The sequence below is a fragment of the Saccharothrix violaceirubra genome (assembly GCF_014203755.1).
Classification (GTDB): Bacteria; Actinomycetota; Actinomycetes; order Mycobacteriales; family Pseudonocardiaceae; genus Actinosynnema; species Actinosynnema violaceirubrum.
This window is the reverse complement of sequence record NZ_JACHJS010000001.1, coordinates 2,852,440-2,876,590: the sequence shown is the minus strand read 5'-3', so window position 1 is coordinate 2,876,590 and position 24,151 is coordinate 2,852,440. Positions and strand designations below refer to the sequence as shown.

Annotated in this window: 21 protein-coding genes; 2 read left to right on the top strand and 19 right to left on the bottom strand. The window is 73.9% G+C overall.

From position 1 onward, the window contains the following. Nucleotides 1-30: 30 nt before the first annotated feature. The gene (locus F4559_RS13725; protein ID WP_184668935.1) at nt 31-825 is read right to left on the bottom strand and encodes a hypothetical protein; all 795 of its coding nucleotides are present in this window, start codon (nt 823-825) and stop codon (nt 31-33) included. Between the two features lie 433 nt (nt 826-1,258). On the opposite strand from F4559_RS13725, the gene F4559_RS13720 reads away from it, so the two are divergent. Both F4559_RS13720 and F4559_RS13715 read left to right on the top strand, forming a co-directional pair. Beyond that, nucleotides 1,259-3,028, top strand: coding sequence for an ATP-binding protein (locus tag F4559_RS13720; RefSeq protein ID WP_184668934.1), 1,770 nt, complete (start codon nt 1,259-1,261; stop codon nt 3,026-3,028). 181 nt (nt 3,029-3,209) lie between these two features. Continuing rightward, nucleotides 3,210-6,605, top strand: a complete 3,396-nt coding sequence (locus F4559_RS13715; protein WP_184668932.1) for an ATP-binding protein — start codon at nt 3,210-3,212, stop codon at nt 6,603-6,605. A 60-nt stretch (nt 6,606-6,665) separates the two neighbouring features. Here the strand turns inward: F4559_RS13715 and F4559_RS13710 are convergent, their stop codons facing one another. The 18 genes from F4559_RS13710 to F4559_RS13625 form a co-directional block, all read right to left on the bottom strand. Then, nucleotides 6,666-6,836, bottom strand: coding sequence for a hypothetical protein (locus F4559_RS13710; protein ID WP_184668931.1), 171 nt, complete (start codon nt 6,834-6,836; stop codon nt 6,666-6,668). A 1-nt stretch (nt 6,837) separates the two neighbouring features. Next, entirely contained in the window at nt 6,838-7,461 is a 624-nt protein-coding gene (locus F4559_RS13705; protein ID WP_184668930.1) for a helix-turn-helix transcriptional regulator, read from the bottom strand. A 52-nt stretch (nt 7,462-7,513) separates the two neighbouring features. After that, nucleotides 7,514-8,464 carry an NAD-dependent epimerase/dehydratase family protein gene (locus F4559_RS13700; RefSeq protein ID WP_184668926.1) on the bottom strand — a complete coding sequence of 317 codons (951 nt, stop codon included), beginning with the start codon at nt 8,462-8,464 and terminating at the stop codon, nt 7,514-7,516. A 138-nt stretch (nt 8,465-8,602) separates the two neighbouring features. Continuing rightward, complete coding sequence (locus F4559_RS34965; RefSeq protein WP_312865629.1) at nt 8,603-9,529, bottom strand: zinc ribbon domain-containing protein; 927 nt, start codon at nt 9,527-9,529, stop codon at nt 8,603-8,605. Nucleotides 9,530-9,846: 317 nt separating this feature from the next. Continuing rightward, a complete protein-coding gene (locus F4559_RS13690; RefSeq protein ID WP_184668922.1) occupies nt 9,847-10,362 on the bottom strand; it encodes a phage tail protein in 516 nt (171 codons plus the stop codon). Next, on the bottom strand, nt 10,359-12,281 hold the full coding sequence (locus F4559_RS13685; protein ID WP_184668920.1) for a putative baseplate assembly protein: 1,923 nt from the start codon (nt 12,279-12,281) through the stop codon (nt 10,359-10,361). Before F4559_RS13685 ends, F4559_RS13690 begins: the two co-directional genes overlap by 4 nt. Next, nucleotides 12,281-12,688 carry a gp25 family contractile injection system sheath assembly initiator gene (locus F4559_RS13680; protein ID WP_184668918.1) on the bottom strand — a complete coding sequence of 136 codons (408 nt, stop codon included), beginning with the start codon at nt 12,686-12,688 and terminating at the stop codon, nt 12,281-12,283. Before F4559_RS13680 ends, F4559_RS13685 begins: the two co-directional genes overlap by 1 nt. Further along, nucleotides 12,685-13,002 (bottom strand): PAAR domain-containing protein, encoded by a 318-nt coding sequence (locus F4559_RS13675; RefSeq protein ID WP_184668916.1) that lies wholly within the window; start codon nt 13,000-13,002, stop codon nt 12,685-12,687. Before F4559_RS13675 ends, F4559_RS13680 begins: the two co-directional genes overlap by 4 nt. 13 nt (nt 13,003-13,015) lie before the next feature. Continuing rightward, nucleotides 13,016-14,692 (bottom strand): VgrG-related protein, encoded by a 1,677-nt coding sequence (locus F4559_RS13670; RefSeq protein WP_184668914.1) that lies wholly within the window; start codon nt 14,690-14,692, stop codon nt 13,016-13,018. Further along, a complete protein-coding gene (locus F4559_RS13665) occupies nt 14,689-15,411 on the bottom strand; it encodes a CIS tube protein (protein ID WP_312865628.1) in 723 nt (240 codons plus the stop codon). Before F4559_RS13665 ends, F4559_RS13670 begins: the two co-directional genes overlap by 4 nt. A 21-nt stretch (nt 15,412-15,432) precedes the next feature. Further along, nucleotides 15,433-15,855 (bottom strand): phage tail protein, encoded by a 423-nt coding sequence (locus tag F4559_RS13660; protein ID WP_184668912.1) that lies wholly within the window; start codon nt 15,853-15,855, stop codon nt 15,433-15,435. A 22-nt stretch (nt 15,856-15,877) separates the two neighbouring features. Then, the gene (locus F4559_RS13655) at nt 15,878-16,729 is read right to left on the bottom strand and encodes a hypothetical protein (protein WP_184668910.1); all 852 of its coding nucleotides are present in this window, start codon (nt 16,727-16,729) and stop codon (nt 15,878-15,880) included. A 2,142-nt stretch (nt 16,730-18,871) separates the two neighbouring features. After that, nucleotides 18,872-19,030, bottom strand: a complete 159-nt coding sequence (locus tag F4559_RS13650; protein ID WP_184668908.1) for a DUF6760 family protein — start codon at nt 19,028-19,030, stop codon at nt 18,872-18,874. Beyond that, complete coding sequence (locus F4559_RS13645; RefSeq protein ID WP_184668906.1) at nt 19,027-19,470, bottom strand: hypothetical protein; 444 nt, start codon at nt 19,468-19,470, stop codon at nt 19,027-19,029. Before F4559_RS13645 ends, F4559_RS13650 begins: the two co-directional genes overlap by 4 nt. After that, nucleotides 19,467-19,907 (bottom strand): phage tail protein, encoded by a 441-nt coding sequence (locus F4559_RS13640; RefSeq protein ID WP_184668904.1) that lies wholly within the window; start codon nt 19,905-19,907, stop codon nt 19,467-19,469. The genes F4559_RS13645 and F4559_RS13640 overlap by 4 nt, the downstream gene beginning before the upstream one ends. A 38-nt stretch (nt 19,908-19,945) precedes the next feature. Further along, on the bottom strand, nt 19,946-21,460 hold the full coding sequence (locus F4559_RS13635) for a phage tail sheath family protein (protein ID WP_184668902.1): 1,515 nt from the start codon (nt 21,458-21,460) through the stop codon (nt 19,946-19,948). Nucleotides 21,461-21,563: 103 nt separating this feature from the next. Then, a complete protein-coding gene (locus F4559_RS13630; RefSeq protein WP_184668899.1) occupies nt 21,564-23,462 on the bottom strand; it encodes an ATP-binding protein in 1,899 nt (632 codons plus the stop codon). After that, nucleotides 23,459-24,142, bottom strand: a complete 684-nt coding sequence (locus tag F4559_RS13625; RefSeq protein WP_184668897.1) for a Pvc16 family protein — start codon at nt 24,140-24,142, stop codon at nt 23,459-23,461. Before F4559_RS13625 ends, F4559_RS13630 begins: the two co-directional genes overlap by 4 nt. Nucleotides 24,143-24,151: the final 9 nt, after the last annotated feature.

The window sequence follows — 24,151 nt, the reverse complement described above, 5'->3', positions numbered from 1 at the left end:
TCCCGTCGGCGCTCCCGCGGTGGCGATCCGTCAGCCGACCTGGAAGATCACCGAGGACGCCTGGCCCTCGCCGAACTCCCAGCCGGCCACCGGCTGGTGACCGGGCCGTCGGGCGATCGACGCGAAGTCGCCGGAGTGGTCGCCGGGACCGAGGTAGTACGCGCCGTCGGACCGGGCGTCCTGTGCGCACAGGGACAGCATCCCCAGGTGGCCCCGCAGCCGGACGTCCGGCACGCCGAGCAGCTTCTCGGCCCACTCGGGCGCCACCTTGACGTCGTCGTCCAGCGCGACCAGGGTCTCCGGGCCGCCGGTGGTCCACGTGGCGGCGCGCATCGCGTCGAACAGCGTGCCGTCGGTGTCGATCCGCAGCAGCAGCGACACCTCCCCGACCAGCTCCTCGCCGTCGATCCCGTCGATGGCGTCGCGGTGCTCGGCCAGAACGCGTGCGAAGTCCACACCGGACACGGCGTACTCACTGTCGTCGACGGCCGTCGACACCGCCTTCAGGGCCGCGCCGACCGTCTCGCCGAACGGGCCTTCGGCGTCGAGTGCGTCCTCGGTGAACAGCCAGATCGACCGCCCGTGGTCGAACGTCCACTCGTCCGGGCTGAAGGGGTGGTCGTCCGCCTCGGCGGCTGCCGTCGCGTCCTGATCCGCGGTGCCGGCGAGGAAGTCCTCCAGGATGTCGTACTGCAACATGTCGTTCCAGTGGTAGAGCGCGTACTCGGGCCCGGCCCGGAACGCGTCGAGCGGCTTGCCCAGCAGCACCTCGAAGGCACCGGCCAGCTCTCGTCCCCATGCCTCGGAATCGGGCACAGCAGTCACCTTCACTCCTCAGCACTACCGGGATGTCGGGCCGACCGGCCCGCACGATGATCTTAGGTGTCACACGGACCAGCAGGAGTTCATGGGGTCGCCGTCGGCCGTGCGCCGTCTGGCACCCGAAGTAAGCGTCGTCACATTCCGTACATAGGGTGCCGATTCATTATTCCGCAAAACGGCGGTCGCAATCGGCACGAGTGCGCCGGCCGCGCGATTTCCGCAGGCCGTCGGTCCACAGTGGAACACATCCGCATCCGATGGGAACTTCTCACCAGGTCACGCCCTGTCCGGACAGGAATCGATCTTCCCGGACGATGACAAACGATCCCGTTGTCGTTAGCGTCGAAGCCATGTCCGATCGCGTGACCGGCACCGGCGAATGCGGTTCGCCGAAGTGGAACAGCCGCGGCACGCGGCGCCGACCCGGTGACCCGACGTGACCGGACCCGGCACGTTCACCGTCGAACTGCTCGGCCCCGTCCGCGTGCGGCGCGACGGGCTTGAGGTCGATCTCGGACCCGCACGGCGGCAGGCCGTCTTCGCGGTCCTCGCCGCGCAGGCCGGGCGGGCGGTCTCACGCGAGGAACTCGTCGCGGGCGTGTGGGGCGACGCGGCACCGGCCACCGCCGAGGCCGGGCTCTACAACCACGTGTCCGGCCTGCGCCGCGCCCTCGAACCCCGGCGGTCCCGGCGCTCGGCGGGCGGGATCATCGTGTCGACCGGCGGCGGTTACCTGGTGGACGTCGCACCCGACGCGCTCGACGTGCACCGCTTCGAGCGGCACCGGGCGCACGCGCGGACGCTCGCCGACGCCGGGGCGCTGGCCGAACTGGACCGGGCGTTGGCGTTGTGGCGGGGTGCGGCGTTCTCGGGTGTGCCCGGACCGTTCGCGCTGGCCCAGCGCGCCCGACTGGCCGACCTGCGGCTGGCGACCGTCGAGGCGCGAGCCGGCCTGGCGCTGGCCGCGGGCCGGGTGGCCGACGTGATCGCCGAGCTGTCCGGCCTGGTCGTCGAACACCCCGTCCGGGAGGGGCTGCGCGCGTTGCTGATCACCGCCCTGCACCTGGGCGGTCGGCAGGCCGAGGCGTTGCGCGCCTACGAGGACACGCAGCGCGTGCTGGTCGACGAACTGGGCATCGAGCCCGGCCCCGCGCTGCGCACCGCCCGACAGCGCGTGGTGGGCGACGTCGCGCGCCCGCCACGCACGCCGTCCGTCGAGGTCGCGCGCACCGGCATCGTCGGACGACACCGTGAACTCGACCTGCTGCGCGGACCGCCGGGGCGGGCGCTGTGGCTGGACGGCGAGCCCGGGATCGGGAAGTCCGCGCTGCTGGCCGCCGGGCTCGCCGACCGCCGCGTGGCACGGGTGACCGGGGACGAGGTGGACGGTCGGCTCCCGCTGCGCGTGCTGCTCGACGCCGTGGACGGCCGCCACGCGGAGGACCTGTGCGCCGACGGCCCGTTCGTCCTCGTGGTGGACGGCCTGCAGTGGGTCGACGAGGACACCGTCCGGTTCTGGACCGACCTGCTGCCGCACACGACCCGCCGCCCCCTGTTCCTGATCGCGACGGCACGGCCCGTGCCCCGACGGGCGGACGTGGCCCGCGCGCGGCGGGCGGTGGCGGACTTCGAAGGCGGCGAGGTGGTCGGGTTGGGCGGTCTGCCCGCCGACGACGTGGTCGCGCTCGTGACCGGCATGGTGGGCGCTCCACCGGGTCCCGTCCTGCGCGGCCTGTGCGAGCAGGCGGGCGGAAACCCCCGCTACGTCACGGAACTCGTGGACGCGCTGCTGCGGGACGGGGCGCTCGCGTTCCGCGACGGGGTCGTGGAGACCGGACGGGACCTGTCCCGGGCCGTGGCGTCCGCGCTGACCGCCCGGCTGGACTTCCTGTCGCCCGGGACGGTCACCGTGCTGCGGTGGGCGGCCCTGCTCGGTGACGAGTTCGCACCGGGCGACGTCGCGACCGTCGCGGGCGAACTGGTGTCCGACCTGGTGGCGGCGGTCGACGAGGCCGCCGCGGCGGGTGTCCTCGCCGACGCCGGCCCCCGCCTGGCGTTCCGCCACCCGTTGCTGCGCCGGGCGTTGTACCGGGGTATGCCCGCCGCGGTGCGCACCGCCCTGCACGGCCAGGCCGCCCGGGTGCTGGCCGAGGCCGGTGCCCCGGCGGACGTCGTGGCGCGTCACCTGGCGGACGGCACGTCATGACCCGTTCGGCGCCGGAATCCGCGCGGGGACCGCAGTCGGCGGGCTTTCGAATCGGCTTTCGAATAGCGCATCCCGGCTTTGCGGAACAATGGGAAGGGGGAGTTTCCCGTTCCCGATGTCCTGCTCCACAGCCGGGTGACGACGTCGTCGCACGAGGACCACCACAGGAAACCGGAGCGTCATGACCACAGCGGACCGATCCCTCCGAGTCGCCCTGCTGGGTCCGGTGCGGGCCTGGGTGGGCGGGCGGGAGGTCGTGCTCGGGTCGGCACGCCAACGCGGCGTGTTCGCGGTGCTCGCCCTGCGGCCGGGGGTCGTGGTGCGCCGGGACGAGATCGTCCGGGCCGTGTGGGGCGACGAGCCGCCGGCCACCGCGGAAGGCAGCGTCTACACCTACGTTTCCGCACTGCGCAAGGCACTTGAGCCCGAGCGGCCGCGCGGTGCGGCGTCCCGGCTGCTGGAGTCGGTCGGCCCGGGGTACCGGTTGGTCCTGGGGTCGGACGCGTCCGACGTGGCCGGGTTCGAGGACCTGCGCCGACGGGCGCGGTCGGCGGTGGACGAGGGCCGGCCGGCGGACGCCGTACGGCTCCTGGACGAGGCGTCGGCGTTGTGGCGGGGCACGCCGCTGGCCGGGTTGGACGGGCCGTTCGCCCACGCGCAGCGGCTGCGGCTGGGCGAGGTGCGGGCCGCCGCACGGGAGTCTCGTGCCGAGGCCGCGCTGGCGTCGGGCGCGCACCCGGACGTGATCGCCGACCTGGGCGCGTTGGTCACCGAGGAACCCCTGCGGGAACGGGCGCGCGAACTGCTCATGTCGGCGTTGCACCACGCCGGACGCGGCGCGGAGGCGTTGGAGGTGTTCCGCGAGGCCCGGCGGGTGTTGCGGGACGAACTCGGGGTCGAGCCCGGTCCCGGGCTGCGGGCCGCGCACGAACGGGTACTCGGCGGCGGACCCGCACGGCCCGCGCCCCGCCCGGCCCCGGTGGCACGTCCGGCCGGTCCGGTGCTGGTCGGACGCGACCCCGAGATCGCGGTCGTGCGCGGGCTGGTCGGCGATCTCGCCGGCGGGCGTGGCCGGGCGCTGTGGATCGAGGGCGAGCTGGGCATCGGCAAGTCCGCGCTGTTGGACGTGGTGTTGGCCGGGTCCGCCGCCGCCGGGCACGAGGTGGCGCACGCCGTGGCCGACGAACTGGGCACGCGGTTCCCGCTGCGGCCCACGTTGGACTGCCTGGGCGTGGACGTGCTCTCCCCCGACCCCCGGCGCGCGGAGATCGCGGCGGCGCTGCGTGACCGCCGGTCGGCGGCCGGGTCGGTGTTCGCCGGCGATCCGGTCGCGCAGGCCGTGGACCGGTTGGCCGCCCTGGTCGAGCGGTTGTGCGCGGAACGCCCGCTGGTGCTGGCCCTGGACGATCTCCAGTGGGCCGACGACGGCAGCGTCGAGCTGTGGCGGATGCTCGCCGCGAGCACCCGTCGGCTGCCGCTGCTGCTGATCGGCGCCGCCCGGCCGGTGCCGCGCCCGGCGGGCGTGACCCGCCTGCGGCGGGACGTGGCGGCCGGTGGCGTCGTGCTCGATCTCGCTCCGCTGACCGACGGGGCGGTCACGGACATCCTGGCCGCCCGCGTCGGCGGCGAGCCCGGTCCCGGGCTGCGCCGGATCGCCGCCGGTGCGGGCGGCAACCCGCTCTACGCGCGCGAAGTCGCCGACGCGTTGGTCCGGGAACACGCGGTGCGGTTCGAGGGACCGTTGGCGGACGTGCCGCCGGACGTGCTGGACCGGACGCCGCCGTCGCTGGTGTCGGCCGTGACCGACCGCCTGGAGTTCCTGTCCGCGCCGACCCGCGAGGTGTTGCGGTTCGCCGCGGTGCTGGGCGGCGAGTTCGCCGTGGGCGACCTGTCGGTGGTGCTCGGTCGGCCGGTGCCCGCGCTGCTGCCGGCGTTCACCGAGGCCCTCGCGGCGGGAGTGCTGCGCGACGCCGGGCCGCGCATGGCGTTCCGACACCCGCTGATCCGGCAGGCGCTGCACGACGGCACGTCCCCGGCCGTGCGCGGGGCTTTGCACCACCAGGCCGCGCAGGCACTGGCGGCGGCCGACGCGCCCGTGGAGCACGTGGCCGGGCAACTGCTCGCGGTCCCGGACGGCATCGGCGGGTGGGCGGTCGAGTGGATGGCGACGCGTGCGCCGGCGTTGGTGCACCGGGCGCCGCTGGTGGCCGCGGACCTGCTGCGGCGTTGTCTGCGTTCGCTCGACGAGTCCGACGACCGGCAGCCGGTGCTGGCCGCCTGCCTGGGCAACGCGCTGTTCCGGATCGGGCTCGACGCCGAAGCCGAGGAGTGGACGCGTCGTGCGCTCCCCCGGCTGCGCGACCCGGACCGGATCGCCGAGGCGCGGTGGACGTTGGCCTACGTGCCGTTCCGCTCGTCCCGGCCGCGGGCCGCGCTCGACGCGTTGCGCGAGGCGCTCGTGGACACCACCCTGACCGACACCTGGCGGGCCCGGCTGCTGTCGTTGCTGGGACTGGTGCGACGGGCGGGCGTGGGCGAGCTGGACGCGGCGGCCGACAGCGCGCGCCAGGCCATCGAGGCGGGCCGCCGCGCGGGCGACCCGTTCGCGATCGGCCAGGCGCTGGAGGTGTTGTGGCAGGTGGACGCCGTGCGCCGGGACTACCTCAGCGCGGTCGGCCACCTGGACCACGCGTTGGAGGTGGTCGGCTCGGACCCGGCGACGACGGACCTGCGGCTCGTACTGCTGGACAACCGGGTGTTCACCCTCCAGTGCCTGGACCGGTTGGACGAGGCGACCGAGACGATGCGGTCGGCGTTCGCCGTGGCCGGCGAGCACACACCGGCCGCGAGCCTGCACCTGGGCGCCGCCGTGCACCGGTTCTGGCTCGGCGACTGGGACGACGCCGTGACGCGGCTGGACCGCCTGCTCGCCGACGACCCGGACCTGACCGGGTTCGGGTTGCGCGAGGGCGGACCGGTGCTGGTGCACGGCGTGGCCGCGTTGATCGCCGCGCACCGCGACGACGAGGTCGGGCTGCGGACCCACCTGGCGGCCGGGGCGGACATGCCGCAGGTGACCGTGGCGTACCTGGAGAACCGGGATTTCCTGGTGGCGGCGCAGGCGACGACGGCCGAGCGCGGCGGCGACCACGAGGGCGCGGTCAAGCTGCTGGCCGCCATGCTCGATCCCCGGACCGCCGTCGAGACCACCCTGCGCCACCAGTGGCTGCCCGAGCTGGTGCGCCTCGCGTCGCGGATCGAGGACCGGGACACCGCGCTCGGCGCGGTCGAGGCGTGCGAGCTGGAGGCGGCCCGGGAGACGTCGGTGGCCCGTGCGGCGGCTGCGGCGCGACGTTGCCGTGCGTTGTTCGACCGTGATCCGGACGGGCTGTTGGCGGTGGCCGCGCACTATCGTTCGGTCGGTCGTGCCTACGAGGCGGCCCGGACGTTGGACGACGCGGCGACCCTGTTGGGCCGCACGCCGAGAGCGGCCGACGTGCGGCAGGAGGCCGTGGCGCTCTACCGGGGCTTCGGCGCCGAATGGGATGTGCGACGGCTGCTGGGCGGGTCGGGCTGATGCCGGTCCACGGTCGGTCTGGTGTCCGAGCGCGTGTTTCACGGTGTCCGAATGCGTATTTCAGGGTGTCTGAGCGGAGGACTCGCGCGGGTCGGGGGGTGGGGGTTGGATCACCCCCTCGGCGGAGAGGGTCCAGTCGGTGTGGGTGCGCGGGTCGCGGGCCCTGAGGTCGCGGACGACCAGGTCCACGGCGTGGCGCATGCGGGCCTTGTCGGTCGTGGAGCCGGCCATGTCAGATCACTCCCCGGCGCAACGCGTAGGCGACCGCGTGGGGCCGGTTGCGCAGGTTGAGGCGGCTGGTGATCCCGTAGAACACGTTCTTGATCGTCCGCTCCGAGTACGACAGGGTCGTGGCGATCTCGGCCGTGTCCAGCCCGTCGGCCATCAGGCGCAGCACCTCGACCTCACGGGTGGTCAACCGGCCCCGTTCCGACGCGGGCGCGGTCAGCTGCCGACGCAGTCGGCGCACGTGGTCGAGCAGGTCGGCCACCATGCCCGGTGGCATCACCCCGCCGCCGGACGCGGCGGCCAGCACGCCGCGCGCCACCCGCTCGCCGGTCGCGCCGGACCGGGGCAGCAGGGCCACCACCCGGCACTCGGCGGCGGTCAGCACGTCCGTCTCCTCGATCTCGTCCAGCACGAGCACCACGGGCACGGGCGCACGGGCCGCCAGCCGGCGCAGGCCCGCCTCCACCTCCTCGTCCAACCGACCCACCGCCAGCACCGCGACGTCGGCCTCGTCCCGCCGGTCGGCGTCGAGCACCACGATCTCGGGTCGGGCCTCGAGGAAACCGACCAGACCGGCCGCGCTGAGCTGGTCCGCGGCCTGGACCACCACTCGGATCCGCTTCTCCACCACTGCCTCCCACAGTCCCCGGAATGCCCCTCCGAGTGTGCGAGACGCGGCTTCACGTCCTCTCAAACGCGTCTACCGAGGTTCTCCAGAACGCATCCGCCGAGGTCAGGATGTCCGCGAGGGCGCGGGTGGGCCGCCAGCCCGGGTAGTCGCGGCGGAACCCGCGGGTGTCCGTGAGCCACCAGCGCGGTTCGGCGAAGGGCGTGTGCGGGAGGTACTCGAACCGCACTTCACGGCCGGACAAGTGCTCGTACGTCCCGATGACCTCCAGCACCGAGTGGCCACGCGCCCGGCCGCCGCCCGCCTGGTAGACCTCGCCGGGCCGGGGCGCCCGGTAGTAGTGCCAGAACATCTCCACCAGGTCGGACACGTCGAGCACGTCCCGCACCTGCTTGCCGCCGTGCCCGCGGATGGTGAACGTGCCGGTCAGGGCCGCGCGCACCAGCCGGGCCGGGAGGCCGTACCGGTCCGAGGCCACCGGGCCCGTGCGGACGACGCCGACGGCCAGGCCGTGCCGTCGGGCGTAGTGCTGGGCGGCGAGGTCGGCCGCGAGCACGCCCACCGCCCGTCGGTCCCGGTCGACGCGGTCGGCGAACACCGTGCTGTCCACGCCGTGCTCGTACCACGGGTGGGTCGGGTCGAGATCCCACCGGGTCGTCGACTCGACCAGGGGTAACGACCCGGAGAGGTCGCCGTGCACGTCGACCGTCGACTCGACGACGACCACCGCGTCCGGGCAGTGGGCCAGGACCGCGTCGAGCAGGGCGACGGCGACCGGCGCCGCCCGGTCGAACGAGTCCGGCGCGGGTTTCGGACCGGGGTGGGCGGCCGTGTGCACCACGAGCCGCACGTCCGTGCCGTACTCGCGCAGCACGCGGTCGACCGCGCCCGGGTCGTCCCGGTCGACGTCGTGGCCGACGACGAGGTCGAACCTGGTCGACAGCGCCCGCACGGCCGCCGCCCCGACCGGTCCGCCGGGTCCGGTGACCACCGCGATGTCCATACCCCACCCTCTCCGTCCACAATGGATTCGACTGTTCGGGGACGCACCTCGATGATGCGCCCGATGCGCACGACCCGTGCCGCACGCTGCCCTCGCCGACCCGGACGGTGCCCGGAAGTCCCCGGGGCGGCGGGAGTCTCAGGGGCGGCGGAAGAACTCGACCTCGCCCAGGGCGATGTGCCGGCCTTCGCCGAGACCGGTCGCGGACCGCACGACGAGACGTACCCGCACCACGTTCCCGATGCCGGTGTCGGTGCGCTGCGGGCCGGGTTGGTCGGCGAGCGTGATCGGCACGGTCCGGGTGGTGCCGTCGGCCGTGGTCACGACCATGTCGAGCGCGGACGGCCGGGCCTGCGCCGCGAACCCGTCCTTCTCGGCCGACGCCCCCGTGTGCACCACGACCGACAACAGCCGGAAGGGCGCGGCGAAGCCGAATTCCACCGCGTCGCCGACGGCCGGCGCACCCCAGTACCGGTTGGACAACCCGTCGGCCGCCGCGGTCGCCGGGTGGTCGGGGACGGCGGCGTTCGCGGTCACGGACGTGGGCGCGACGGGCGCCGGGGTGGCGAGCCGGTCACGCAGGTCCTCCCACAGCGCGAGGAGTTCGGGGTGGAACACCCACAGGGTGACCGCCAACGCGACCGCCACCGCCGCGGCGGCCGACCGCCGCAGCCACCGCGACCGGTCTCCGCGCCACCGCCGCTTGCGCCGACGCCCGGACGAGGCGACGGCCTGGTCGTACAACGGTTCCCCGCACCGCCGGCAGAACCGCCGCCCCGGCGGATTGGGCACGCCGCAACGCGGACAGGGCGGCCCGTCCACCGCACCGTCGACGTGCGTGCTCGGCAAGGGCCGCTTCGCGTCCGGCCGCCCGGGAGCCACCGGCCCCAGGTACCCCGCCTCCCGCTCCGACCGCGGTTCGCCGACGCCGCCCGCCGCCCCGGAGCGGGACAGGTCTCGTCGATCGGACTCGGCGGGCACGTCGACCCACGCACCGGGCGCGGCACCCGAACCGGGCGCCGACCCGACGTCCCCCCTCGACGCACCCGGCGTGGCAGCGCCCACCGACCTGCCTGGCGTGGCATCACCTTCCGAGACGCCCGACGCGGCGGCGCCCGTCGACACACCTGGTACGACATGTCCCTCCGACACACCCGATGCGGCGGCGCCCACCGGGCCCCGGCCGGTCGAGCCCGCTCGCGGTGGGTCGTCGCGTGGCGACCCGCGGTCCGGCGGCGTGGCCACATCCGATCCGGGCGGCGTACCGGTGTCCGGCACCGGGCCGGGTCGGGGTGTGTCCCAGCCCAGGTAGTTGCCGCAGCTCCCGCAGAACTCGTCCGACTCCCCGACCGCCGCACCGCACTGCGGGCACGACCGCCCGCTCACGACGCGGTCTCCACCACGCACCGGACGTGCACGGGGCACACCGGCGCCACCAGCGCCTCCACCGCCGCGCGGTCCCCCTCGTACACTCGCACCACCACGTCCGCCGCGTCCGGCAACGGTGTGTCCGGGGTGCTCGACCACCGCGTCCCGGCACCGTCCACCACCTCGGCCCGCACGCCCGGCGCCAGCGCCAACCGGTCGGCCAACCCCCGCGCGGTTCCCCGACGCCGGTGCAGGTCCACGGTCCGGCGCACCACCTCACGACGCCGGTCGAGCGGCCACGCGGGGTCGGGGTCGGCCGCCACCCAGGACGCCAGCCACTCCACGAAGTCCTCCGGCGCCAGCACCGGGTCGACGTAGGCCGCGATGCAGTCCAAAGTGGACAATATCGCGGACAGCACGGCGTCCAACCCCGACGTGAACCGCGACGCGAAGTCGTCGGCGGCATAAAGCGACGGCAGCATCGCACCGATCGGGTGGGTGCTCGGCAACGACGGCAGCGCGGCCCTCATCGGGCGCCCACCGCGATCTGGTGCTGCTGCGAGAACACCAACGCGTTCGGCGCCAGCTCCACCCGTTCGGTCGCCGCGCCCCGTTCCCCGGTGAGCGGGTTGGCCGGGAACATCCTGACCTCCGCCACCGACGCCACGCCCGGAACCCGTTGCAACACCGCGAAAACCTCGCCGTAGCCCACCGCGCGGCCGAAATCCCAGCCGGTGCCGTCCAGCCCGCCGCGCAACGGGTTCAGGTACCGGTACAGCGCGTCCAGCGCCTCGGCGTGCACGCGGCCCGACGACGCCACCAGCCTGGCCACCACCGTGATCCCCTGGTAGCGCGGCGGTTCCACGACCAGGCGCGTGCCCAACAGGCGACGCTCGTCCAACCGCCGCGCCACGGCCGCGAGCACCTCGTCGGACGGCAGGAGCTGTTCGAACCGCAGCCGGTCGCCCGAGTCGGCGACGGCATCGGGCACGACCAGCACCCGCGCGCCGCCCGCTTCCGGCAGGCAGCGCACCCTGGCCAACGACGGCACGGCCTGGTGCGCGATCAACTCGTGGTCCCGGGCGGTCACGGCGCGGTCCCACACCCGCAGTTGGTGCGGTACCCGCACCTTCGCCTCGTCGACCGTCTCCGCGTCCACGCCGCCGGACGCGGCCTCGCGGTTCTCCACGGTCGACACGTACGGCTCGGAGCTGCGCAGCACCGAGATCGCGCCACGCGCCACGTTGCCCGCACGCCCGCCACCGGTCCGGTATCGGGGCACGCGGATCATCCCGCCCTTCGCGGGCACGGCCCCGCAGCGCCGCAGCGTCCCGTCCGGTTCGCGCACGGCGGGCGGGAACCAGATCTCGCCGAGGGCAGCGTCCAGCACCACGTGCCGGTCGTCGGGCCCGGACGAGCCGAAGTCCTCGACCGCGGTCCAGTCGTCCCAGCCCGCGCCGTTCGACACCTGCACCACCACCGGCGGCCCGTCGACCAGCACGGGCGCGGTCGGCAGGCGGAACCGCTGCCCCGGCACGCCCGCCGAAGCACCCAGCACCACGTCGGTCTCCACTTCGGCGTGCTCCACCGTCGTCGTGCCGCCGATGGTGAACGCCTCGGCCTCGCGCACGGTCGGCGACTCGCTGTAGAAGGGCTGGTCGGCCAGGGGCGACGTGACCCGGCACCGCAGCCAGCCCGCCCGGTGCCCCGCGACCACCGACGCGGCGTGCCCGGCCGGCACGTGCAGCACCACCTCGCCGGGCCGGTTCAGACCGCCGGTGGCGTCGGAGTCGACCGCGCACGCGACCCAGTCGTGCCCGTCCCACGCCTCCCACACCAGCGGCGGCTGCCGCGGGTCGACGCCGATGCCCTCCACCCGGCTGTCCAGGCGCAGCACCACGGCGCAGCGCGGCACCGGCGCGGACAGCCCGAACAGGGTGGCGTCGCCGGCCTCCGGTCGGGCCTGGAAGCACGGCACGTCCCGGCCCGAGTCCAGGTCCCTGGTCCGGTCCACGTGGTCGCCGCGCGCGGACACCGTGACCAGCCTGGTCAACGACGACGGCACGATCGGCAGCTCGGCCGAGGTCGCGAAGACCACGGCCTCGTCCGCGTCGCCGCCGCCGGTGGCGACCTCGGTCCCGACCGGCAGCAGCACGGTGTCCGGCTGCGGCGCGGACAGCCAGAACGTGACGTCCGCGCGTGCCGCCGTGGGCGGGAACAGCCGCACGCCCAGCAGGTCGAGGAACGCCAGGTGGTTCTTCTCCGGCACCCGGTTGAGCCGGTAGACCAACTGGTCGACCATGTGCGCGAACGTCTCGATGAGCGTGACGCCGGGGTCGGACACGTTGTGGTCCGTCCACTCCGGACAGCTCTGCTGGACGTAGCGCTTGGCCTCGTCGACGAGCTGTTGGAAGCGCCGGTCGTCCAGGTTCGGTGCGGGCAGCACCATCAGGTACCGCCTCCTTCCTCGGCGGGGATCGTGTAGAAGGGGAACACCAGGTTGCGCCGGTCGTTGGTGGTGCGGACGGTGTAGTGCACGTCGATGTAGAGCGTGCCGACCTCGACCGCGTCGAAGGCCACCACGACGTCGGCGACCTCGATGCGCGGCTCCCACCGGTCGAGCGCGACGCGCACCTCGCGGGCGATGTCGCCGGCCGTGGCGTGGTCGGCGGTGGCGAAGACGTGCTCGTGGATGCCGCAGCCGAACTCGGGGCGCATCGGGCGTTCGCCGGGCGCGGTGGCCAGGATCAGCCGGATCGCCTGCTGGATCTCCACGTCCCGGTCGACCATGCCGATGCCGCCGGTCGGGTCGACCCGCAGCGGGAAACCCCAGCCGCGGCCGATGAAGTCGTTCACCGCCCACCGCCGATCTCCACCGTGGTCGCGCCGAAGCGGATGGTCGCCTGACACACCGAACGGTCGCCGACCACGGCCGCCGGAGCGCCGCCGACGAACACGGTCGGCGGTGGTCCGGGCCGGGGCAGCAGCACGTTGGCCGTGGCGAGCCGGATGTGCGGGCCTTGGGTGCACACGTGCACGCAGCCCATGACGGCGGCCGGTCGGCCCTCGATCAGGACGGTGGCGATCTTCATCGCCAGCGCGGCCTGCGACGGGACCGCGAGCGTGCCGTCGTGGGACGTCTTGTCGCCCACCCGGGCGGCCTTGGGCATGTCGGACCTCCTGTCAGTTGAGCCGGATCAGCCGACCTTTGACCTGGACCACGCCGTTGCGCGCGTCGAGCGTGATGCCGGTGCGGTCGAGCACCACCGAACCGCCGCCCGGACCGCGCAGCTCCACGCGGCCGCGGCTCTGGTCGACCTTCACCTCCAGGCGGCCGTCACCGCTGGCCAGCCGCACGCCCGAGGCGCCGGGCGCGTCGAGCAGTTCGAGCCGGTGTCCCTTGCGGGACACCAGAGAGCGCCGGTTGACCTTGCCGCTCGCCCGGTCGACGAGCGGCTTGTCGTGCGGCGAGGGCTTGTCCACGCCGTTGTAGAGGCCGCCGATCACGTAGGGCCGGTCGAGGCTGCCCTGTTCGAACCCGACCAGGACCTCGTCGTTGACGTCCGGGCTGAACACCCCGCCGCCGCCCACGCCGCCGAGCTGGACCGTGCGGACCCAGTCGGTGACGTACTTGTCGTCCAGCCAGGGGAACTTGAGCCGGACCCAGCCGCGTTGGCCGCCTTCCTCGCGGATGTCGGTGACGACGCCCGTCGCCAGGCCGGGCATGCGGTGGTCGTGGACACCGCCCGCGGCGAGTCCGGCCAGCGAACGGTCGTGCGACGCGCTGACCACGACCGTGGTCCGGTAGCCCCGGTCCGGTTCCAGCACGTGGGTCACGGCCGTCGGCGTGTAGCGGCCGGTGAACGCGTCGCCGACGTTGCCCAACGCGATCGGCACGCCCGCCCGCAGCTTGGGGTTGCCCTCGGCGACGGCCTCCAGTTCGGCGAACCCGGCGCTGATCGACGCCTCCAGCGACTGGGCGGCGGCGGTGGCCTCGGCCTGGGTGGCGTGCGGGACGTCGGTCACCAGCGTCCGGTTCTTGGTGCGGAACGCCCGGCTCGCGGTCAACGCGGACAGACCGGGGTCGGTGGTCTTGCTTCTGGTGTTGTTGCGCACGGCCACCAAAGGCTTCTTGCGGGCCACGTCCCAGCCGCGCACCTCCACGCCGTTGGCCTGCTCGACGCTGCTGAGCCCGGCCCGCAACGCCAGCAGGTTGCGGCCGAACTCCAGCACCAGCGGGTTCTTGTCGGCCGAGGTCGACGGCGCCGGGGCCTTGGCGGCGGGCGTGAGCTTGGTGAACTCCAGCCGGCCCCGGGCGTCCACGCGCACGACCGCGCCGTGTTCGCGGGCCAACGACTGGAGGAAGTCCCAGTCCGAGATGCCGGGCTGGCTCAGGTGTTTGTAGGTGATCCGCGAGGTCTCGACCTTCCCGACGGCGAGACCGGCGTTCTTCGCGACTTTGGCGACGATCGCGGACGCCGTCATGTTCCGGAACGCCTCGACCCGGCGGCCCCGGAACAGCCGGTGCGCCTTGCTCATCGCCCGGACCACGGTGTACGCGCCGGTGCCGTCCACGTCCATCTCCACGGCCGTGACCTCGCCGTCGAACAGCGGCTCGGGCGGACCGGTGCGCGCGGAGGCCACCGAGATCCGCAGCGGCGAGCCGATCGTGATCCCGGTCTTGGCCAGGAACTCCCGGGTGCCGTCGTGGTAGGTCAGCACGGCCGTGTCGGGCAGGCCGACGTTCTCGTCCACGACACAGCTCACCAGCTCGTCGTCCCACGGGCCGTCGACCGGGCCGTTCGCCACGACGACCGGGGACGCGGCGAACGCGCGTCCGCCCCGCGCGGTGTTGCTCATCGGGCCTCCTCGGGTTCGACCTCGTCCACGCCGGGCAGCAGCAGTTCCGTGCCGGGCACCAGGGCCAGCGGGTCGTCGATGCCGTTGGCCCGCGCGATCACCCGCCACGCCGCCGGGTCCCCGTACTCCCGCCACGCCAACTGCGGCAGGCTGTCCCCGGCGACCACGCGGTGCGCGCGCCGGGCCTCCCGCGACCCCGACGTGGGGTTCTGGCCGGGCGTGTCGACGCCCGCCTCCTCGATCGACAGCGAGCACGTGGCGCGCAACGGCTTGCCGTCCACGTCGAACAGCGAGTAGGCGACCGACAGACCGGACAGCACGCCGTCGAACGACACGGACTTGGCCGCACCCCACTCGAAGCGCACCCACGGGCTGGCGGGCTTGCGGGCGCCGATGCTCTTCCTCGTGGGCACGCAGGCCACCATCAGCTTCTCCACACTGGTCTCGACCGAGTTGTCGTGGGTGGCGGTGGCGTCGAGGAACACGTCCACGCTCAGCGTGCGGGGTCCGCTGCCGACGAACTCCGGCATCGACGCCTGACCGGCCATCCGGGCGGGCTGGCGGCGCCACTCGACGGACTTCTCCAGCGCCAACGTGCCCGGGTTGAACTGGAAGGCGACCGTGGACAACCGGGCGCCCGGCTTCGCGCCCACCCGGACGGGCGGCTCCATGATCACCAGGCGGGCCTTGACCAGGCTCGCTCCGGGTCGGCGTGCCACGACGTGGTCCTCCTTCCCGCGTCAGGACGCTTCGAGGCCCTCGTGCGAGAACTCCAGCGTCTCGACGGCGGCCTGCGACCCGCTGGGGTCGAACGAAGGTCCCTGCCAGCGCAGCGGCAGCACACCCAACACCTGCCACCGCACGATCGGCGTCAGGTCCGGTGCGAGCGCGACGATCTCGCCGTCCTTGCGCTCGGCCCGCCGCTCGACCTCGCCGAACCACTTGAGGACCTTGGCCGAGTCGGCGGTGACGGGCCGGGTCATGGTGACCGGGGACCACGTGATCCGCGAGGGGAGTTGCCACGTGAACCCGTTGTTGCCGCCCTCCGCGTACTGCTCGACCTCGAACTGCGCGCCCAGTCCCTGGCAGGTGTGGAACGCGCCGAGGTCGTTGCCGGCCACGGAGAGCCGGAAGAAGACGGTGCTGGCGAATACGTCGGTCATGCGGGTGCGCTCCTGTCGGGGCTCAGCGGTCGTGCAGCCGTCCGGACCGCTCGCGGCCACTGCGCAGTTCGGCGCGCAGCAACCGGGCGACCGGCTCGATCAGCCGGCGTGCCAGGCGGTCGGGGTCGATCTGCTCGTGCTCGTCCTTGGCCGGTTTCGCCAAGTCGGCGGGCTTCGGGGAGGTGGTCGTCTTCGATGTCGTGACCGTCGGGTGCGCTTTCGGGATCCCCTTGTCCGGCAAGGCTTCCGACGTGGGTGTGGCCGTCCGCTGGGTCGACCCGGCGACCGGCATCGTCAGGGGGCCACGCGGCGGCGGGGCGTGGCGAGGGGTCGTGCGCTGGACGCCGACGTCCGGGGCCGGGGTCCAGCGCGGCCGGACCACCGGGCGTCGCGTCGGCGGGCCGCCTTCCACGCGCAGCAGTGGCGTCAGGGGACGGTCTCCCAGCAGCGGGACGAGCGGTCCGCTTTCGCCGCCGGGAAGACGCGCTTCGCTTCGCGTCAACGGAACCACCAGGGACGGTTGTTCCGTCGGCGGTCGACCGCGGTCCGGTTCGCGCGACGGGGTCGTCCGCCGCGCCGACTCCCGTCCCGGGGTGGCAGCGGTGTCGGGGACGCGGCTCAACGCCTCGCCCAGTACCGGCGCCGAGGACGGCCGTCGCACGGTGGGCCGGTCGGGGCTTGCCGCCGGCGGTACCAACTCACCTGCCATGGCCGTTCCCACGACCGGCAACGTGCGCATGGGCAGGTCCTGCCGGGCGGCCCGGGTCGGCGACGGCGTGACCCGCCGCAGACCCGCCACTCCGGTCCGCCGCGCTTCCCCTTCCGGACTTCCCTGCGCGGCAGGGGTCCTGTCGGACTCCGTTCGCTGGATCATCGGCATGACCGCGCCTGCCACGTCGACGGATGATCGCGGCACCGAAGTCACGGGCTCGCCCACCCGGAACCGGGGCGATGTCGGACCGCTGCCCACGACCGGCCGGGACGCTTCGCCTCGACGCGGAGCCGACGACCGGGCGGCCACCGGCGCGGGCTCACCGACCGGACTCGACCGGGCGGCCGACGCCCTGCCCGCTCCCCGACCGGTCGCCCCGTCCGGCCTGGACGCCGAACGGGACACCGCGGGATCCCCGGACCCTCGTGCGACCAGGTCGGCCCCCGCAGGCCCCCTCGCCACGACCCCGGTCTCGCCCACCGGACCGACCCCCAGTCCGGGGGCACCCGGAGCTTTCCTCGGCACCTGGTCCGGGGCGCCGGGCACGGCCGACCCGCGCGGACCCGGGTCCCCGGCCACCACGGGCCGCGCGGCAGCGACTTTCCCCGATCCGGACCGACCCGACGGGTGCACGGGGCCGGCCGCCGCCCCACCCGGCCCGGAACGATCGGCCGACTCCGCCGGTCGACGGGGAGGAACCCCCCGCCCCTCCTCGTCGCCGCTCGATCCGGGGTGGACGACGGGCGTCGCCACCGGACCGGACAAGCTCGAACCCGACACGGGCCGTACCCCGACCGGCGTCCCCGACCGGCTCCACCCGGGGTCGTCCACCGGTCCGGTCCGCGACACCGGCGCGCGCCCGGGGCCGACTTCGCCGGCCGTCCCGGACTCGACGGCGGACACGCCCGCCGCCCCGGGCAGGACCGCTCGGGACACCGGGACCTCCATGACCTCGCCGGAGCCGGAGTCGACCACCGGCATCTCCACCGCCCCGGGCCGGCCCGCACCCGTCGTCCGGCCCGCCCCGGAGTGGACCTGCCGGCCCGAGACGTTCCCGTCCAGTGCGGAACGGGACACCACTACCTCCGGTCGGACCGCTCGCCCCGGGCCGGCGGCCGAGTCCACCGAGCCCGGCCGTCCCGAGTCGACGCCGGGCTCGGTGGACTCGGCCGCCACCGGACCCGACCGGCTCTGGCCACCACTGCCTGAACCGGGGCGAGTCCCCGCCGGAACCGACCGGTCCGCACCGGCACCGCCCGCGTCGGACCCGGCAACCATGCCCGATCGGTCCGCGCCGTCACCGCCCGAACCGAAGCGCGCGACCACCGGTCCGGGTCCGCCCGCGCCGAACGCACCCGGACCAGGCCGATCCCCACCGGCCTGCCCCACACCGGACCCGACCGCCGTCGATCCCATCCGACCCGAGCCGACCGCACCCGATGCCGAACGCGGCACCACCGATCCCGGCCCAGCCGCGCCGGCACCGGGCCCGGCGGCCGGCGACGCCGGTCGACCCGAGCCCACCGCACCCGGACCGGAGCGAGGCGCGGGCGATTCGGACCCACCCGCGCCGAGCCCCTCCGGAGACCCGGCTCGGGTGGAGCCGTCGCCACCCGAGCCGGAACGGGTCACCACCGACCCTGGAGAGTCGGAACCGGTTCCCCTCCCGCCGGATCCGGCCCCGACCGGTCCGAGTCGAACGGCGCCTGCCCCACCCGCACCGGGATCGGCCCCCGCCGACCCCGACCGGTCCAGGCCGTCGCCACCCGACGCGGCACGGGACACCACAGGTCCCGGCCGATCCGAAGCGACACCGACCGGGTCCCGGCGAGTGGCCGGCGGTCCCGGTCGACCTCTGCCGACGTCACCCGGGTCCGACCGGTCCAGGCCGTCACCACCGTCGGGACCGGTGCCCGCGGCTTCCGGAACCGGCGGCCGGAACACCGCATCCGTCCCCGAAGTCCCACCCGCCGGCTCCGCGCCACTGTCCGCCGACCCCGCCACCGGAAGCCGCATCACGCTCGGCGAGTCGCCGACCTCCCCCGGCGTCGCCACCCCGTGCATCACCCCCGCCGGTGCCGCCGGATCGACCGCGTGTCCCGGCGCGGTGGTGAAAGCCGGGTTCTGCCACGAGGTCAACCGGTCCCGGAAGCGCAGGCCGGAAGCGACGCTCGGGTCGTCGGGCCCGAGCGTGGGACGCAACGGCCGGACCGTGCGCCAGCCGCCGTCCCACGGCGACCGCGCGACCGTGCCGACCGCTTTCGTCCGCGACCGCCGCAACAGCCTGTCCCACCAGGACATGGCTCACCTCCCCTCGTTCACCCGCGTGTTGATCCGCCCGATCTGCTCCACCCACCGCCGCCGCTCGTGGTGCTCCAGGTCGAGCACCTCCGAGCGCGACCAGTGGAAGTGGTAGGCCACGTACGCGACCTCCGCCAGCAGCCTCTCGGCCGCGTACGTCACGATTCCCCCAGGCGACCACCGGCGAGGTCGACCTCGAACGCCGTGCCGCACGCCGGGCACGACACCCCGGCCCGGGTGTGCCCCTCGCTGTTGATCCGCCGGTAGAAGTCCTGCAGGAACGCGATGTCGGTGGCGTACATCAGCTCCACCACGCCGGGGTGGATCTCGGTGACCGTGCCCAGTTCGGTGATCACCTGGCTGAGCAGCACGACACCCAGGTAGCCCGGGTTCTCCTTGACCCGCAGGTCGATCTGCGGCCGGAGTTCGTCGCGCGCGGTGGCCAGGCGCATGCGGCCGTGCCGGTGCACCGTGCCGCTCTGGTCCACGTAGCCGCGCGGCAGTTCGAACGCGAACTCCGTGCGCAGCTCGACCCGTTCCCGCTTCGGGCTCTCGTCGACCAGTTCGTCGAGCTGGTCCAGGGCGATCGTCCGGCGCCTCATTCGACCTTGATCTCCTCGAACACCAGGGTCACCTTCTCGGTGGCCGCCGAGGACTCGCCGGCTTTGAGCGACGGTCCCTCCCACTTGCTGGCCCAGGCGTTGGTGAGCTGCATGCGCCGGACCGTGTTGCCCTCGGAATCCTTGACCTCGATGGTGATGTTCTGCCGGGCCGCGGTGACCGCGCCCTTCTCCAGGGTCTCCTTGAGCCAGTTGGTGAACTCCGAACTCTGGTCGAGCCCGCGGGTGAGCGTGACCTCGCCGCCCTTCTGCGCGCCGGGCTGCTTGCGGATCATCGGTTTGCCGGTCGGCGTCACCTGGAAGACGTCGACCACGTCCTCCTCCACGGTCAGCCCGCTGACCTCCTGGAGGGACTCGACCATGAACCCGCCGAGCTGCACGCCGAAGATGTGGGTGGAGAGAGCGTCGCCTTCTGCCACGGCTGCGGTCCCCTTTCCGGTTCAGGCCCGCGAGGGGCTCATTCGCTGACGAGACTGGTGCTGTCGGAGAACTGCGCCAGCCGGAACACCACGAACTCCGCCGGTTTGACCGGTGCCACGCCGATCTCGCACACGACCTGGCCGAGGTCGATGGACTCCTGCGGGTTGTTGTCCCGGTCGCACTTGACGTAGAACGCCTCGGCGGGCGTGCGGCCGAACAGCGCGCCCTGCCGCCACTGCTCGGTGAGGAACGCGGTGATGTTGCGCCGGATGCTGGACCACAGCCGGTCGTCGTTCGGCTCGAACACGACCCACTGGGTGCCGAGCAGGATCGACTCCTCCAGGAAGTTGAACAGCCGCCGCACGTTGAGGTAGCGCCACGCCGGGTCCGAGGACAGCGTGCGCGCGCCCCAGATCCGGATGCCGCGGCCGGGGAACGCGCGCACGCAGTTCACGCCGACCGGGTTGAGCAGGTCCTGTTCGGATTTGCTCAGTCCGGTCTCCAGGTCGACCGCGCCGCGGATGACCTCGTTGGCCGGTGCCTTGTGCACGCCGCGTTCCACGTCGCTGCGCGCCCACACGCCCGCGACGTGCCCGGACGGCGGCACCAGCGTGGTCCGTCCGCCCGCCGGGTCGAAGACCTTGATCCACGGGTAGTACAGGGCGGCGTAACGGGAGTCGTAGCCGGCTTCGTCCTGCCGCCACGTGCGCACGCGCTGCGCGTTCAAGCCCGGCGGGGTGTCGAGGACCGCGACCCGGTCGCCCATCTGCTCGCAGTGCGAGATCAGGGCCAACTGCACGGTCTTCACGCCTTCGAGGTCGATCAGGCCGCGCTGGAAGGCGCCCATGAGGTCGGGCACGGCGACGATCGTGATCTCGTCCACGCTCTCCAGCCCGCCGAAGCCGGTCCGGGCCTCGGGGTCGCCGAGGTACTCCTGGGCGTCGACGGTCGTGGGCGCGGTGGCGGCGGCGGGCAGCGACACGGTCTGCTTGTCCGGGCGGGCCAGGGCGCCGGTCGGCTGTTCGGTCACGCCGACGAGCTTGGAACGCTCGGCGAGCTGCGTGGCGACGTAGTTCTTGGCGTTCTTGCGGGTGGTGACGTCGTGCGTCTCGACCACCTTGCCGTTCTGGCGGACGAGCAGCTTGAACCGGTCGTCGGGCGGGTTCTCGCCGTCGGCGTCGGCCACCTCGACGGACACGTCGCCGTCCACGCCGGGCAGTGCGGCGATCCGCAGGTCGCCCAGCCGCACGGGTTCGCGCGCGGGTTGCTGTGGCTGCGCGCCTTCGGGCGTGCCGCCGACGCGCACGACGTAGGCCGCGCCGCCGCCGTTGGCGAAGTAGCCGTAGACCGCGTGCGGCAGGTAGGCGTCCTCGACGAAGCCGCCGAAGAGCTGCACGTACTGGTTCCAGTTCGCGACGAGGGTGGCCCGGTGGAACGGTCCGCGTTCGGCGAAGCCGACGAAGGCGGCCACGGCCGTGCCGACCCCCTCGATCGGCCGTGCCCCGGACTGGACCTCCTCCACGTACACGCCGGGTGAGAGGTACTGCGGCATGGTCGCTCCTGTCTGGTGTGCGATTCTCGCCTCACCCAGCGTGCTGCCTCCGGTGATCGACCGGCAGGCCCGGCAGCCCTCGCGCGGGGGCAGACCGGTGCCCTTAGGGGCAGTAGGGGCCGAACTCGTTCGGCAGGACCAGGCGTCCCAGCTTGCGGTATTCCTGGTGCACGGCCGAGATCACGTCGGCCATCGCGAGTGGACGGTCGGCGGCGGCGGCCAGGTAGGCGGCGGTCACGGCGCACGACCGGATCGAGCCGCCGGCCAGTTCGAAGCGCTCGGCGCAGAACTCCAGGTCGAGGTCGTCACCGCGGGGCATCGCCGTGCCCAGGCAGCGGTCCCACAACGCGAGCCGCTGGACGCGGTCCGGCAGCGGGAAATCGGCGATCACGTCGATCCGCCGCGTGAACGCTTCGTCCACATTGGACCGCAGGTTGGTGGTGAGCACGGCGATGCCGTCGAGGGACTCCATGCGCTGCAACAGGTAGGCGGACTCGACGTTGGCGTACCGGTCGCGCGCGTCCTTGACCTCCGAGCGTTTGCCGAACACGGCGTCGGCCTCGTCGAACAACAGGACGCCGTGCACGCCCGCCGCCTCGGTGAAGATCCGCTCCAGGTTCTTCTCGGTCTCGCCCACGTACTTGTCCACGACCGTGGACAGGTCGACCACGTACAGGTCCACGCCGATCTCGGCCGCGACCACCTCGGCGGACATGGTCTTGCCCGTGCCGGACTCGCCCGCGAACAACGCCACCACGCCCCGCCCCCGGCCGCCGCCGGGACGCATCCGCCAACTCCCGAGCACCCGGTCGCGGTGTCGGGCACGCAGCACGAGTTCGTCGAGCTGCCGCCGGGTCGCGTCGGGGAGCACGAGGTCGTCCGGACCGACCGACGGGGTGATCCGGCGGGCCAGCCGGTCCAGGCCCGCGCCGTTGCGCGCCCGCACACCGGCCCGCAGGTGCTCGTCGGCGACCGGGCGACCGTCCAGCGCCGCCAGCCCGGTCGCGACCGACACCACGTGCCGCGTCTCGTCCGCACCGAGCCGGTAACCGTTCAGGGCGCTGTCCGGCGGCTCCCGATCGTCCGGCGGCACGGTGACCGGGACGACCGGGCGATCGGTCCAGTGCGGGTCCCAGTGCTGCCGGCCGTGCAGCACGAGCGGTAGGTCGTCGTGGGCCGCCAGCTCCCGCAGCAGCCGGGTCTTCGCCGGCACGAGGAGTTCGACCGGGCCGACCACCAGGCCCGCGCCGCGCAACCGGGCTTCGCGCACGACGGCGTCGAGCGCGGGGTGGTCCCGGTCGACAAGCGCGGCCACGTCGAGCACCACCGCGTCCAGACCGGCACATGCCAACGCGGACGTGGCCACGTGGGCGCCGCCCTCGCCGCGCAGGTGGATCGGGCCGATGCCGGCCCGCAGCGCGTCGCCGACGCGGCGGACGAATCCGCTTTTGGGCTCGCCGGTCACCACACGGACCAGGTCCGGCTGCGGGTCGTGGCCGAGCAGGTGCGCGACCACGCGGTCGGGCACGCGCAAAGGTCGGGAAAGCGCGGGCAGGTCCGGTTCCCGCACCTCGACCAGACCGCCCGCGACCAGCCTCGACCCGGCGTCGAACCGGAACCGGCCCGTGCCCGCCTGGGGCAGTCCGCACAGCTCCAGGGCGAGGCCGACGGTCGCACGGCGCCGGGTCACGTCGTCGTTGAGATAGCCGTAGAGGCGTTCGAACCGGGCGTCGACGTCGGGCATGAGGACGACCAGCAGGAGTTCGACGTCCAGCGCGTCGAGCCGGAACCGTTCGGCCACAGTGGACAGTCGGGAGCCGGGCTCGGCGGGCACGAGGACGTCCGGGTCGGGTCGCGGGTCGAGCACCCGGCGCACCGCCTCGGGCGTCAGGTAGAGGCCGCGGAACGGGTCGTCGGGCGACGGGTCCCCGGCCAGTTTCTTCTCCACCGCCTGCCGCACCCGTGCCTCGACCGCCGCGAGCCTGGTCCACAGGTCGGTCATCGGATCGGCTCGCCACGCCGACGCCGGGGCGAGGGTGCCGGACGGGGACGGGTCACGGCGAGCCCGTCGCCCTCGGCGGTGGTCGGGCCTTCGTACCGCAGCCGGCGGGCGCCGGAGCCGGTGTTGCGCAGGACCATGCCTTCGGTGACCGGCTGCCCGCTCGGCGTCCACTCGCCCGCCAGCGGCGCGGTGACCCGGAGCGTGACGGCGGGTTTGAGTTCGCCGCCGAGCGCGGACCACACGTCCGGAGCCGAGCGCCCTTCCGGGGTCGGCCCGGCGACCTGCATCCCGATCGCGAGGTCGAGTTCGGCCAGCGACCCGGTCAGCAGCTCACGGGGAAGGCGTTCGGCGCGCACCAGACACGCGAGCGCCTCCGAGAGCAGCCGGTGTTCGTCCTGCGGCCGGTTGGTCCAGGCCGTGACCAGGTAGAAGAGGTCGAACCAGCGTGGTGCGCCGCGCCGGCCCAACAGCGTGCCGTCGTCGTCGTACACCTCGCTCTCGCCGGCGGTGCGCCGGGTCAGGTCCTCGCGGATGTCGTAGAGGAACACGTTGACGGCGGGTGCGTTGCGCCGGGCCGCCCAGTCCTTCGTCGGTGCCTCGAACGCCAGGTCGCCCCGGTCGCCGGGCACGCCGCCCGCGTGCAGCAGGCGGCGGACCCCCTCGTCGACCTCGTGGATCACCGGTGCCTC

Coding starts and splice junctions, on each gene's coding strand:
- F4559_RS13715 (WP_184668932.1), top strand. CDS start 3,210: ATGACCACAGCGGACCGATCCCTCCGAGTCGCCCTGCTGGGTCCGGTG.
- F4559_RS13710 (WP_184668931.1), bottom strand. CDS start 6,836: ATGGCCGGCTCCACGACCGACAAGGCCCGCATGCGCCACGCCGTGGAC.
- F4559_RS13700 (WP_184668926.1), bottom strand. CDS start 8,464: ATGGACATCGCGGTGGTCACCGGACCCGGCGGACCGGTCGGGGCGGCG.
- F4559_RS13690 (WP_184668922.1), bottom strand. CDS start 10,362: ATGAGGGCCGCGCTGCCGTCGTTGCCGAGCACCCACCCGATCGGTGCG.
- F4559_RS13685 (WP_184668920.1), bottom strand. CDS start 12,281: ATGGTGCTGCCCGCACCGAACCTGGACGACCGGCGCTTCCAACAGCTC.
- F4559_RS13675 (WP_184668916.1), bottom strand. CDS start 13,002: ATGCCCAAGGCCGCCCGGGTGGGCGACAAGACGTCCCACGACGGCACG.
- F4559_RS13670 (WP_184668914.1), bottom strand. CDS start 14,692: ATGAGCAACACCGCGCGGGGCGGACGCGCGTTCGCCGCGTCCCCGGTC.
- F4559_RS13660 (WP_184668912.1), bottom strand. CDS start 15,855: ATGACCGACGTATTCGCCAGCACCGTCTTCTTCCGGCTCTCCGTGGCC.
- F4559_RS13655 (WP_184668910.1), bottom strand. CDS start 16,729: ATGATCCAGCGAACGGAGTCCGACAGGACCCCTGCCGCGCAGGGAAGT.
- F4559_RS13645 (WP_184668906.1), bottom strand. CDS start 19,470: ATGAGGCGCCGGACGATCGCCCTGGACCAGCTCGACGAACTGGTCGAC.
- F4559_RS13635 (WP_184668902.1), bottom strand. CDS start 21,460: ATGCCGCAGTACCTCTCACCCGGCGTGTACGTGGAGGAGGTCCAGTCC.
- F4559_RS13630 (WP_184668899.1), bottom strand. CDS start 23,462: ATGACCGACCTGTGGACCAGGCTCGCGGCGGTCGAGGCACGGGTGCGG.